Source organism: Archaeoglobaceae archaeon, assembly GCA_038734275.1.
Taxonomy (GTDB): domain Archaea; phylum Halobacteriota; class Archaeoglobi; order Archaeoglobales; family Archaeoglobaceae; genus WYZ-LMO2.
On sequence record JAVYOO010000002.1, the window covers coordinates 76,084 to 88,856 of the forward strand.

At 40.6% G+C, this 12,773-nt stretch carries 14 protein-coding genes; 6 read left to right on the forward strand and 8 right to left on the reverse strand.

Annotation, left to right across the window (positions count from 1 at the left end; genetic code table 11):
• Nucleotides 1-56: 56 nt before the first annotated feature.
• From QXI54_02995 to QXI54_03010, 4 genes are all read right to left on the reverse strand, one after another.
• The gene (locus QXI54_02995) at nt 57-1,817 is read right to left on the reverse strand and encodes an AMP-binding protein (GenBank protein ID MEM0302121.1); all 1,761 of its coding nucleotides are present in this window, start codon (nt 1,815-1,817) and stop codon (nt 57-59) included.
• Nucleotides 1,818-1,915: 98 nt separating this feature from the next.
• Entirely contained in the window at nt 1,916-2,611 is a 696-nt protein-coding gene (locus tag QXI54_03000; protein ID MEM0302122.1) for an HAD-IA family hydrolase, read from the reverse strand.
• 340 nt (nt 2,612-2,951) lie between these two features.
• Nucleotides 2,952-3,527, reverse strand: coding sequence for a DUF5518 domain-containing protein (locus tag QXI54_03005; protein MEM0302123.1), 576 nt, complete (start codon nt 3,525-3,527; stop codon nt 2,952-2,954).
• A 104-nt stretch (nt 3,528-3,631) separates the two neighbouring features.
• A complete protein-coding gene (locus QXI54_03010; GenBank protein ID MEM0302124.1) occupies nt 3,632-3,844 on the reverse strand; it encodes a hypothetical protein in 213 nt (70 codons plus the stop codon).
• Between the two features lie 93 nt (nt 3,845-3,937).
• Here QXI54_03010 and QXI54_03015 point away from each other — a divergent pair, with 93 nt between their 5' ends.
• Entirely contained in the window at nt 3,938-4,723 is a 786-nt protein-coding gene (locus QXI54_03015; GenBank protein MEM0302125.1) for an N-acyl homoserine lactonase family protein, read from the forward strand.
• Nucleotides 4,724-4,758: 35 nt separating this feature from the next.
• On the forward strand, nt 4,759-5,379 hold the full coding sequence (locus QXI54_03020; protein ID MEM0302126.1) for a biotin transporter BioY: 621 nt from the start codon (nt 4,759-4,761) through the stop codon (nt 5,377-5,379).
• 5 nt (nt 5,380-5,384) lie between these two features.
• On the opposite strand, the gene hemB is transcribed toward QXI54_03020, so the two are convergent.
• From hemB to pan, 3 genes are read right to left on the reverse strand one after another with little or no spacing between them, the layout of a single operon-like run.
• Entirely contained in the window at nt 5,385-6,329 is a 945-nt protein-coding gene (hemB, locus tag QXI54_03025) for a porphobilinogen synthase (protein MEM0302127.1), read from the reverse strand.
• Complete coding sequence (gene hemA / locus QXI54_03030) at nt 6,268-7,563, reverse strand: glutamyl-tRNA reductase (protein ID MEM0302128.1); 1,296 nt, start codon at nt 7,561-7,563, stop codon at nt 6,268-6,270. The genes hemB and hemA overlap by 62 nt, the downstream gene beginning before the upstream one ends.
• A 56-nt stretch (nt 7,564-7,619) precedes the next feature.
• Entirely contained in the window at nt 7,620-8,813 is a 1,194-nt protein-coding gene (gene pan, locus QXI54_03035; GenBank protein MEM0302129.1) for a proteasome-activating nucleotidase, read from the reverse strand.
• 77 nt (nt 8,814-8,890) lie between these two features.
• On the opposite strand from pan, the gene QXI54_03040 reads away from it, so the two are divergent.
• The 3 genes from QXI54_03040 to QXI54_03050 are packed head-to-tail and all read left to right on the forward strand — an operon-like array spanning nt 8,891 to nt 10,351.
• Nucleotides 8,891-9,358: a multiprotein bridging factor aMBF1 gene (locus tag QXI54_03040; GenBank protein ID MEM0302130.1), complete on the forward strand. Its 468-nt coding sequence runs from the start codon at nt 8,891-8,893 to the stop codon at nt 9,356-9,358.
• A gap of 4 nt (nt 9,359-9,362) precedes the next feature.
• Entirely contained in the window at nt 9,363-9,677 is a 315-nt protein-coding gene (cutA, locus tag QXI54_03045; protein MEM0302131.1) for a divalent-cation tolerance protein CutA, read from the forward strand.
• Nucleotides 9,674-10,351, forward strand: a complete 678-nt coding sequence (locus QXI54_03050) for a nucleotidyltransferase domain-containing protein (protein MEM0302132.1) — start codon at nt 9,674-9,676, stop codon at nt 10,349-10,351. The genes cutA and QXI54_03050 overlap by 4 nt, the downstream gene beginning before the upstream one ends.
• Here QXI54_03050 and QXI54_03055 read toward each other — a convergent pair.
• Nucleotides 10,348-11,493, reverse strand: coding sequence for an HD domain-containing protein (locus QXI54_03055; GenBank protein MEM0302133.1), 1,146 nt, complete (start codon nt 11,491-11,493; stop codon nt 10,348-10,350). The genes QXI54_03050 and QXI54_03055 overlap by 4 nt on opposite strands.
• Nucleotides 11,494-11,540: 47 nt before the next feature.
• On the opposite strand from QXI54_03055, the gene truD reads away from it, so the two are divergent.
• Nucleotides 11,541-12,764 (forward strand): tRNA pseudouridine(13) synthase TruD, encoded by a 1,224-nt coding sequence (gene truD / locus QXI54_03060; protein MEM0302134.1) that lies wholly within the window; start codon nt 11,541-11,543, stop codon nt 12,762-12,764.
• The last annotated feature ends 9 nt before the right edge of the window (nt 12,765-12,773 follow it).

Here is a 12,773-nt window from a genome sequence, read left to right on the forward strand (position 1 = left end):
ATACCAGATCGCAAGCTAATACTTAAATTTTTCTATCAATTGAAATAAAGTGTTATCTAACTTCTAATTTTGATCTCGTATTCCTTTATCAACTCTTCTTTCACAACTTTTCCCGTAGGCGTTAGCGGTAGACTCTCTTTTATTATTATCTCTCTTGGAACGCTATGGGGGGACATGTTATTCTTGCACCAATCTAAAAGCTCTTTTTCGGTGATTTTTCCTTTGAATTCTTCTTTCAGCTTAACAAAGGCTATTGGGACTTCTCCCTTTTGTGGATCCTTTGCTCCGATAACGCCTACGGATTCAACAGCGGGATGCTTTAGGATCAGATATTCAACGAATGAAGGCGAAACAAGCACACCAGAGACCTTAAGCATGTATTTTTTTCTTGTAATAAAGTATAGAAAACCGTCTTCATCGAACATTCCTATGTCGCCAGTCAGTAACCACCCATCTCTGAAGGACTTTGCATTTGCCTCAGGATTCCCCAAGTAACCTTCAATCACAGAAGGAGATTTTATCGCAATCTCTCCGGGCTGACCAAGAGGCATAATTTTGCCATCTTCGTCGATTATCTTGATAAACGTTTGAGGCAAAGGAATTCCACAGAAAATACCGCCGTATTTTTCCATTCTTTTTATATCCAGATCATCTGTTTGAAATCCAGCGGTTATTGTGTCGAATGTATGCGACTCAGTTAAGCCGTAGGAAGCTTCACGCAGGGTAGTTCCAGTCAATTCTTTCCATTTGTCTCTGAGTTCTTTCGTAAGTCCTTTGATGAAACTCGAGCCTGTGCATGTTCTCAATGATCTCAGGCGATATTTAGTCACTTCTGGATAGTTTAGAATGCTCCAATACATATCAAAAACCATGTAAGTGGAAGTAACTCTGTAGCGATCTATTGCCTGAAGAACCGCAACTGGATCCCATCTCGAAAGCAATACGACCGTTGAGCCTGAAATTGTTGGAGCTAAAACCCCCATATCATGACCCGCTACCCAGAATATTGGCATTACCGCAAGAGATACCTCATCTTCCGCAATCCTTCTCGCCAGTTCTTCGAAATTCACAGTCTTTTCCGCATAGTTTTCAACAAGAAGGTGAGCTGAGCTGTATGTGTATAGGCATGCCGCCTTGTAGAGTGCATTTTTATGCTTATGCACCGCAGGCTTTGGAAGCCCAGTAGTGCCACTTGTGAAGAAAATTACTGCGTGGTCTTCAAGGCTTACATTTACGTTTGGTTTGTCTTTTGGCTGATCTCTTATTAGTTCTGTCATCGTATTCTCGATTCCAGTTGGAGTTTGCATTAAAGGATGGACGTCAATTTCTGGTTTTTCTGGCAAAAACTCTCGAAAACTTGCAGGAACGATAACGCTATCAATCGACAGATGGCTTACAACTTCTTCAACAGTCGGAGCCAATAAATCCAGCGTAACTATAACCTTCGGTTTCACCTCCCTGAAGAAGAATTCCATTTCCGCTTCTTTGAGTATCGGACTCAATGATACAGCACACCCACCTGCTTTATGGGTTCCAAAAAACGCTATGTGGTATTGTGGGCAATTAGGCAATAGCATCGCTAAATTATCGCCTTTTCTAAAACCATGCGAAATCAAGAAGTTCGCAAATTTGTTTGTAAGTTCTTCCATTTCTCTATAGCTTATCCTGCGTCCGTAATAAATTATGTAATCCTTCTGTGGATTTCTTTCAGCATAAATGCGCAGATATTCAAAAAGGGGTCTTTTACCAAAGGGATAAATCGGTTCCCTTGGTAGACTTGGATGTGACCAACAATTAGCCCATTTCTCGCTTAGCATTTCAAAATAGGTCTATCATCTAACACCATGTTTTTACCTGTGTATTTAGCATTTAGTATATATAAATATTCAGTTTGGCTGAGCTCTAAACAACAGACTCAAGGGTATCGAGTACTGCGTTCTCCGTGCTGACTTTCTTGTAGAATTTGAAGAATTTTTAAGATATCTTCTGGCTTATCAGCTACAAAATCCGCATCACCAGCATAGGAGATAAAAGTTGCACCATAAGAAGCGAAAATTGTGATCATTCCGATTCTTTTACCAGCAGTAATATCTCTCCGAATGCTATCGCCAACGAGAACAGCTTCTTCAACTTTGACGCCAAGTTTTTCAAGGGCTAAGAGAATTGAATCTGGCTCAGGCTTCCGCTTTCCGCTCATGTCCGCAGAAACAATGGCATCGAAATAATTTTCCAGATTGAACTTTTTCAGCCTTGAAATTGCCTTGCCGTTCTCTGCATCGGTAACAACAGCAAGCTTAAAACCGAGCTCTTTAAGTCTTTTTAGAACTTCCTCAATTCCCGGGTAAACTCGAATTCTTTCAAGCTTGGTCTTCTCGTAAACTTCACAGCATTGCAAGAATAGCTCCTGGCTAAAGACACCATGATCTCGAAGAAAGTCTGCAATGTTTTCGTAGTGTTCGAAGCCATGTTTTCCTCTAAGAAAGTAGTTCAAAAGTTCTTCTGCAGAACCTCGCTGAGCTAATTTGACCACTTCCTCGCATGCCTTAAGCTTTGCAGGAATAAAATCCACAAGCGTGTCATCGAGATCGAAGATCACTGCTTTTATTTTCATTTCATCTCACAAAAGCTTTTTGAAGTTATAAGCTTTTTTGCCCCATTTGCTAATTTAGAAAATGGGTATCTTAGTGATCATACCTGAATTGGCGCGTCTTTAAAAACACTTAGTGTCATTAAAAAATGCATTTCCAGATTTTGGAAACTGCATGGTGTTTAAAATGCTATTAGACTTTACAGCTATGCTTGATATCCGCAATCTAAAGCAATTAAATTCTTTGCTCAATCTTAAGTTCTTAATGACTTTTCTCTGCCATTCCAAATGGTTTATTTCTGACAAGTATTACCTCCCAATTTTAGATTTCCAAAAAAGAAATTTATTACTTTTCTCTTTCAAATTACTCTTTCTTAACTTTTTCCAATTTTTTATCTATTATATTTAATTTCTTCTCAAAATTTCGCTTAAGTTCTTCATATGTTTTTTGGCTAATTTTACCGGCTTCTAGGCTCTCTTTCAAATTATTTAGGAGTTTTGAAATTTCATCTTTTTCTGCTAAAAGTTTTTGTATGATTGCGGAATCTTTTTCTGATAACTCTTTGGAGGGTTTTTGGATAGATGAATCAATGTTACTCAGAGTGCCTCCTATCAATCCGCCAGTTAACCCAAATATAGGCGTTTCGAGTAGTATTACAAAAATAGTTATACATATCAAGCTTTGTGGGAATTTACTTATGGACTCCAAGGGTGTAATTTCTATAAATGAGCTAATAAAGGATTTAAGCCAGAAAGCCATACCGATAAGTATTAAAATTCCAATCAGTCCGCTCAGAAAACCAGCCACAACTCCCTTTCTCATTCCACTTCTTGTAACAATTCCAGCAGTTATACCAGCAAGAACTGGACCTATAATCGGTATCCAACCCACTACAACCATCAACAGAGATCCGACAGCGATTCCAAATCTTAAACCCATTTCTACACCTCCCACGAGTTTTTGCTATTTTTATTAATTTGAATGTGTCCCTCAATAATATATATCTTGTTATTTCCTAAAATTTTATAAAATAAAAAATAATTTTATTCAACCTTTAGTTTCTCTCTCTTTGGCTCCTTTTCTTCTTCGACCATTTTTTCCAAGTTATTTACCAGAATGCCTGTGAAAGAGTGTATAGCTTTCAGGACTTCTATGTTTGCTTTCATCAGATGCTTGACTGGTTCTTCGTATTCCTTTAGAACAGTTTCAGCTCCAACCTTCAGCATCTGGAGTAGCGTTCCAACCATACCCATCACCGAATAAATTGAGGTTTGATTATTATATAATCTTTGCGAACATCTGCAATTTTAGTCTGAGAAAATTTATATTGATCATCATTTACACAAAATATGTTTCGCATAAAGCCTTTGAAACAGGCGGAAATTAGTGTCCCTCTTGGCGCGGTTGCAATGCTCGGCGATATGCGTCTGCTCGCTTCTGGACCAGTTTACGTTTGGCTGATAGAGAGTGAAGACCAAAAGATTGTTGTCGACGCTGGAGTTTCTGAACCTAAGAACGGCTTGGTGCACGGATTCCCTTGCAAAGACGGTGGTGAAAAGGGATTACGAAACGCTCTTTCAACTGTGGGACTCAGCCCTGAAGATGTCGAAACTCTGATAATCACCCATTTGCATTTTGATCACGTTGCAAATGCAAAGCTTTTCCAAAATGCAAGGATATTTGTCCAGAAAAGAGAATGGGAGTCTGCAATGAACCCGCCAATGCACTATCGGGAGATATACGAAAAGGAGCTGTTCTCTCCACTTGAAGAAATGGATCTCTGTCTCGTGAATGGTGATTTTGAGCTCATGGAGGGCATCAGACTTGTTTTACTGCCAGGGCACACAAAGGGATTGCAGGGAGTTCTTGTTGAAGCCCAGAGTGGCAGATATCTGATCTCGGGTGATCACTTCTACTCATATCTAAACGTCCATCCACCAAAAACGCCGATTGAGTTCGAAGATGAGACTGGGCAAAAAGTCTCTGTTGGCTCCAATCTCCCGTTTCATCCGCCAGGGCTTCATGTGGATCTTAGCGAGTGGTTTGAAAGCTGTTTTAAAGCACTCAGCCTTGTAAGACGGAGCAGAATTCTGCCGGGGCATGAGCCGAGCATCGAGGGTCAGGAGTTTACCTGAGGGTAATATTTATTTTCAATCCACCAATTTTTTGCATGGAGTTTGTAAGGTATAGATTCTTCAGATGGAGATATGAGGCAGAATTCGAGCATAAGTTGCTTTTAGCTTTAGCTTTCGCAGTGCTCACAGGCTTATGTGCTCAAATTCGCCTTTACTTGCCGTGGACTCCAGTTCCGATAACAATGCAAACCTTTGCAGTCTTTTTAAGTGCAATAATGCTTGGAAAGCACTGGGGCGGAATCAGTCAGACTTTATACGTTTCTCTGGGCTTCGCAGGAATTCCTTGGTTTGCAGGATTTAAAGGCGGGCTTGTGGTGCTTTCTGGAGCAACAGCTGGCTATTTATTTGGCTTCATCATTTCTGCGTTCTTCATTGGCTACTTTGTGGACAGATATATCATGGCAAGATTCTTCTTCACACTACTTCCGATCCTTCTATTTGCAAACTTTGTGATCATATATGGCTTCGGACTATTGTGGCTAAGTCTGATCTTTCCGAACGCAGGACTTTTCGAATTGCTCATGATGGGAGCCATACCCTTCATCCCGGGAGATTTAACCAAGATTCTGCTTGTCTCGGCGATAGGAAAAGCGATAATGCCAAAAGTAGCATTCAACGGAGAAGTTGATGCAGGAGAAAAATATAAGCTATTCTAAAATTTTTAAATAATCTCTTTTGCGATCTCCTTTGCATGATAGGTTATTATTAGATCTGCTCCCGCCCTTTTTATGGCAGTCAATATCTCATGGATAATGTCCTTGCTTAGCCATCCCATTTTTATTCCCGCCTTAACCATAGAATACTCTCCGCTGACGTTGTATGCAGCAAGCGGGACGTTAAAAGTCTCCTTTGCTCTTCGAATTATGTCTAAATAAGCTAAGGCGGGTTTAACCATTACGATGTCCGCCCCCTCGAGAATGTCGAGCTCGATTTCACGCATGGCTTCATCGCTATTGTGAAAATCCATCTGATAGCTTTTTCTGTCCCCAAACTTGTATCCACTCTCTGCAGCTTCTCTGAAGGGCGAGTAAAAATTCGAGGCAAATTTTGCGGAGTAGCTCATAATCAGAGTATTGCTAAATCCCTCGCTGTCTAAAGCAGATCGAATTGCACTTACCATCCCATCCATCATTCCCGAAGGTGCTACAATATCCGCTCCCGCTTTTGCGTGGCTCACAGCTACTTTTCCAAGGATTTCGAGAGTTTCATCGTTCAAAATTTCCCCATTCCTGACCAATCCGCAATGCCCATGGGCGGTGTATTCGCAAAGACAGACGTCGGTGATCACTACAGCCTTTGGAAAACTCTCCTTTATGAGCCTAACCGCTCTCTGAACAATACCATTTTCATTATAGGCTTCGCTTCCGATTTCGTCCTTTTTTTTCGGAATTCCGAAAAGAATAAAAGCTCTGAGCCCAAGATCCATGCACTCTTCAACTTCTTTAGCAACAAGCTCCAAAGGAAGGCGATAGTAGTCGGGCATCGAGCTGATTTCCTTCTTCTCTTTTGCAGTCTCGTCTACAAAAATCGGAACTATGAGATTTTCAACTCTCAGCCTTGCTTCCCAGAACAATTCCCTTAGATTTTCCTTCCGCAGTCTTCTCATCCGAACATTCGGAAACATTACCATCACCAAAAACCTTGAGAATCGCATTTATAAGCTCAAGATCTCCATTCCTTGCTGCGAGCTTTAACTTAAGCGTCGGCTCGCTCAAAAACTTTTTGATGAGTGAAATTGCAAATGCTCTAAGCATTGGCTTAACATCTTCATTTAGCCCGAGCTTCGAAAGTTTTTGGTATAGCTCCTCAACTTCCTCGTCAACGAACTTCCCTGCAAGGCTATACATCGCATCAATCGCCTTCTTGGCTTCAAGGTCTTTGAGGTAAACCCTGAACTGCTCGATCTCCTCTTCTATTATCTCTTCAGCTCTTTTAACTTCCAATTCTCTCTTCTTCATATTCTCCTCACTTATAGCTCTTAGATCGTCAATTGTAAAAAGCTCAACATTTTTTAATTCTCTAACGGATTCATCAACATCTCTCGGCAGGGCTATGTCTATTATTACGAGTTTCTTTTCTCTATCACGAATCGCATTTTCAACTGCCTGCCTCGAGATCACGATGTGCGGTGCGGAAGTTGCTGAAATAACAACATCGCATAATTTTAGGCACTCCTCCAGTTTGTCAAATCTAACCGCAATCCCTCCAATTTTTTTTGCAAGAGCTTCAGCTTTTGAAAAAGTCCTATTTGCAATTAGAATTTTTTCAACATCTTTATGAATAGCCTTTGCAACCAGCTGTCCCATCTCTCCTGCGCCTACAATTAAAACCTTTTTACCGCTTAGAGAACCAAGAACCCTTTCAGCAAGCACAACCGCTGCGGAACCGATTGAAAGAGCACCTTTCGAGATTGCGGTCTCTCTTCTGATCTTGCTTCCTACTTGTGTAGCCTTAGTAAAAACTCTTTCAAGGTTCTCGCCAACAAAATTCTTTTTTGCACATTTCAGGAAAGAATTCTTAACCTGCCCAAGAATCTCGTTCTCGCCAACGATCATCGACTCCACGCCAGCGCACACACGCATCAGGTGGCGAATACAATCTTCCCCAACGTATATCTCGGATATTTTGTCCACTCCAAGCTCCTTAGATAGCTTTGAAAGGTTTTCATAAATTGCGAAGCCGACAGCGTAGACCTCAAACCTGTTACAGGTCAAAATGTATGCAAATTCATGAAAAGGATAGGATGAAAGAATTGGCAGAAAATAATCTTCCTTAGAGACTTTTTCGATGTCCTCAACTCTTGCACGTTTGTGCGACACTGACAAACATCCGAGTTCCACGGCGACATTACCCCCTTCAGACTTTTGAACTTTTTGAAATTGGTGGAGGCTTCCGGCTAAACGAACATGACCCCCTTGAGATCCGGTATTGGCGCTGTTTTTCTCAGGACTTTCTCTATCGCTCTCGTAAAGTCAAGCATTGTCACTCGTATCCTCTCTTCTCGTATTGCAAACATTCCTGCTTCTGTGCAAATTGCTTTTATGTCCGCTCCGCTTGCCCCCTCAGTTATTCTTGACAACTCCTTAAAGTCTACGTCTTCTGCAAGTTTCATGTTTTTCGAGTGTATCTTGAAAATCTGAATTCTGCCCTCAAAATTTGGCAATGGGACTTCTATTATCCTGTCAAATCTGCCCGGACGGAGTATTGCGGGATCAAGAATATCAATTCGATTCGTTGCCCCAATTACCTTAACGTCCCCCCTTGGATCAAAACCATCAAGCTCAGCGAGCAATTGCATCATAGTTCTTTGAACTTCTCTGTCACCACTTGTGTCACTGCTTGTTCTCTTCGCTGCGATTGCATCAAGCTCATCTATGAAGATTATCGAAGGTGCTTTTTCTTTTGCCAGCTGGAATACTTCTCTCACAAGCCTTGCCCCTTCGCCGATGAACTTCTGCACGAATTCGCTACCCACGACTCTTATGAAAGTAGCTTTTGTTTGATTCGCTACCGCCTTAGCAAGCAAAGTCTTTCCAGTTCCTGGAGGGCCATAAAGTAGAACACCTTTAGGTGGTTCGATTCCAACTTCTTTGAAGAGCTCGGGCTTTAGCATCGGCAGTTCAACTGCTTCTCTGATCTCCTCAATTTGCTGATTCAGCCCCCCGATATCTGAATACGTTACTTCTGGCCTCTCTTCAACTTCAAATCCATAAACCATGGGATCCTTTGAGGAAGGAAGAATATTCACAACCGCGAGGGTTTGTTGGTTTAGTGCAACCCTCGTCCCGGGCTTAAGCTCATCAGGAGAGATGTATTGTGAAGCATAAACGACGAATTTTGGCCCGGTTGAACTTCTAACAACAACTCTTCCGTCTTCAAGAACGTCTGAGACCACTCCAACAAGTAAAGGAGGTGATCTTAAGCGTTCCAACTCGCTTCTGAGTCTTCTAACTTCTCTTTCATATCTTAATCTTTCGCTTTCAATAAATCTTTTTTCATCTTCGAGCCTTCGACATAATTCTCTAAGCTTGTAGTATTCCTCTTCAAGTTTCTTGAGCTTATCTATCAGATAGTTCAGATCTTCTGACATTCTACCAACCTCTTACCGGAAGCCTCCAAATAAATATATATCTCTTCAACTATATGAACTTATTGATCGGTGATCGTATGAATTGTGAGATTTGTGGAAGGGATTTAAAAGGGTCCGGGTTCAAAATAATTGTTGAAGGAACAGAATTGACTGTTTGTGCATCCTGCAAAAAGTATGGTAGTGAGAAAGTCTCAACCGCTACGCAAGCTGGAGCCAAAAGGGTTATTATAAAGAAAAAGAAAGTTAGCACAGATATCGAATTTAAGGATGAACTTGTCGATAACTACAGCCAGATTATAAGACAGGAAAGAGAGAAAAGAGGCTGGAGCCAAGAGCAACTTGCAAAGAAGATCCAAGAAAAAGAATCTTTGATAAAGAAAATCGAGAACGCCGAAATCACACCAGACCCAGAAGTAATTGCAAAGCTGGAAAAGTTATTTGGGATAAAATTGAGGGAGAGTATTCCTGTGGTGAAGTTGGAAAAGAAATACATGACAACTCCGACTCTTGGGGACATAGTGGTCTTGAAGAAAAAAGAGAGGTGAAATGATGGCGATGTTCAGTTTTATTTATGTAACCGCAAGCTCAAAAGAAGAGGCTGAGAGAATCGCGAAGCACTTGCTAGAAAAGAAGCTAGTTGCGTGTGTTAACATTTTCCCCGTGAAGTCTTACTTCTGGTGGGAAGGGAAAATTGAGACCGCTGAGGAATATGGAATGATTTTAAAGACAAAAAATGAGAAGTTCTCTGAGATAAGAGAAGAGATAAAGAAACTACATAGCTACACAACGCCATGTATTTGCTCTTTCCCTGTCGATAAGGGACTGAGAGAGTTTCTTGATTGGATCGACAAAACGGTCGAATGATTGGAAAAGAAGTAATTTACAGTGAAGAGAACTTTCAGATATTAAAAGAGAAAAGAAAAAAGGCAAAAGAGTTGTTGGAAATTCTGGAGGGGTTTAATCTTCATGGAATAGTTTACGGAAGCATAGCAAGGGGTGACGTGAACTCGAAAAGCGACATCGATATCTTCATACCAGAGAGGATCCCATCTTTTAAACTCGAGTTGGCTTTGCAAGGAATTGATTTTGTTGAAAAAAGGATAGTTCAGGCCACTCCAAACTACGCTATAAAGGGTGAGTTTGTTATCGATGAGCAGACCACTGTAAGTTTTCCACTTGTAAAGATGAGGGAGAGAGAGCTCGATTTTTACAGATTTGGTGGTTGTATAAATTACGAAGAACTAGTAAGAGGAATTAGAGTTCCAGGAGTGGATAAAAGGCTTTTTTTAATAATCCCTAATGAAAATGGCCATAGAGAAATTCATATAAGCGAACTTCATCCGAGTATCGTGGCCAAGACTCTCGGGGTTTCCATCGACATAGTTCTTGAGAGAATTAGGGTTTTGAGTAGAAGAAGGGAAATCGGAAGAACGGGAATTTATCTTTGTGAGAAAATTCCGCTTAATGAAAGTTTTGAGTCTGCACTGCGAGATATAATATCAAAAAATCCTGCAATTAGGAAAAGGATGGAGGATTAAAAAAGAGAAGACTGAACAGTCGCATCAATTCCCAATATCTCTACTGCAGACTTTCTAACCCTTTCAACGTATTCTTTTTTGGTATACACTCCAAATCGCCAGTTATCAATCCACGAATCTTTCAAAGCTTTTACAACTTTTGAAACGTCTTCAAGTTTTTCGATTTTTCCATCTATTTCTACTCTCACGCGGAACTCTCTTACATCCTCGATAGGCGGAATGTCCACAATGACGTATTTTCTATCAACTCCAGCATTTTCTGCTATTCTTTCTTCAATTCTTTTTTCCTTTAACTTTAAGATCTCCTTCAGATCGACGCTATCTCTTCCGACATATACAGCCCTTTTGAATAGTTTTCTGTTACGAAGAAACTCGTAAAATTCTGGATCATGGAGTCTTATCAACTCCATTGCTTCACAGTCATCAATCTCAAATAGTCTTTTTGGATCGAGTCCCGCTTCTATTACTCTTTCCATAGCTCTTTCAAACATCTTGGTTGCAATTCTACAGACGTGGTGGTAATAAACTGCAGGATACATCATGAAGCGTGAAATCAGCAAAGATTCAGCAGCCTTTATTCCTCCCTCCTCAACGATAATCCCATTTTGAAACTTAATCTTCTCTATTAGCCTCGAAATGTCAAAAATTCCGTATGCGACGCCAGTATAGTGCGAGTCTCTCACAAGATAGTCCATTCGATCCACATCGATATCTCCGCTGACGATTGAGTCAGTTTTACCGCTTACAATATCGGCAATTCTTTTTATGTTAAAACCAAGCTCTTTTATGAGATCTCGAAGCTCACCCCTTATCGAAAATTCTATGGCTTCATGTCCACAGCCGTAGGCCTTTAAAATCCCCTCGCAGCTGTGTGAAAATGGTGGGTGAGAAATATCGTGCAACAGGGCAGAAACTACAATTTCATCACTCATTTCAAGTTTTTTTGCCAAAATACGTGCCAAATGCATTGCCCCAAGGCAGTGTTCGAATCTGGTATGATTTGCCCCAGGATAAACAAGATTTGCAAATCCGAGCTGTTTTATTCGCCTTAGTCTTTGAAACTGAGGCGTGTCGATGATGGAAACCTGCCATTTTTCAAGTTTTATCAATCCGTGCACGGGATCTTGAATATATTTTTCCACGCTGAAAATTGGACAAAGGTTTAAAAAAAGCTTCCGAAAATTAGGCTGTGGATATCGGGATTAAAGGCTACATAACAAAAACTCCCCCTATGGGTGGAGAAATAAAAAAAGAGGCAGAAGACTTTTACGTAGAGGAGATTCTCGAATTGGATTTCGCTGAAGATGGGAATTTTGCAATCATAAAGGTTGAAAAGAGAAACTGGGAAACCTTGAAGTTTGTTAGATCGCTTTCAAAGAGCCTTGGAATTAGCCAGAAAAGGATATCTTTTGCCGGCACAAAGGACAAAAGAGCTTTAACTGTGCAATTTTTCTCCATTAGTGGTTTAAAAAAAGAAGAAATTGCCAAAATTACCATAAAAGATACAAAAATCGAGTTTTTGGGATATTCGAGAAGAGAAATAAAGCTTGGAGACCTTCTTGGTAATCTTTTTAAAATAAGAGTGGTTGGGACCAAAAATGGTGAAATTTTTGAAGAAACAAAAAATGAACTGGCTGAAAAAGGTATTCCGAATTTCTTTGGAGAGCAAAGATTCGGGACGCGTGGAATAACGCATGAGGTTGGAAAGCTAATCCTTCAGAAAAATTACTCCGAAGCTTTCTGGACTTTTGTGGGAAAACCCTCGGAGAGAGAAGGAGAAGAGCTTAGAAAAATTAGATCAGAACTCTGGGTTAGCAGGGATCCACTCTATGGACTGAAAGAACTTCCGAGACATTTAATTTATGAGCGAACTTTGCTTCAAAAGCTAAGAGAGGGTAAAACCGAAGAGAAGGCCTTGCTTTCGCTTCCAAAAACACTTAAAATGATGTTTGTTCATGCTTACCAGTCTTATATCTTTAACAGACTGCTTTCACAGAGAATCGAAGATTTTGGAGAACTTAAAACCGTAATGGAAAATGATTGGGCCTGCTATATAACTTATAAGACAAAAAAACCTTCATTTGTGGACTATACGAAGATTGGAGCAAATAAGAGCAGGGTTGAGTTTTTAATCAGAGAGGGATTTGCTACTCTCGCTTTGCCCCTCGTGGGTTATGATACTGAACTTGGGGGCTGGAGTAGAATTGCTCTCGAGTTTCTTGCTGAGGACAATCTTGATATCTCTAGCTTTAAGACAGATCATAAGGAATTCTCTTCGAGCGGTTCTTACAGAAGCGCGGGCTTGCCCTTATCTATTACGGAGCTAAAATTCAGCGGCGACGTCTTTGAATTTTACCTTCCAGCAGGTTGCTACGGGACGGTGTTGCTAAGAGAATTTATAAAGTCAAAATGATCTCTTGAA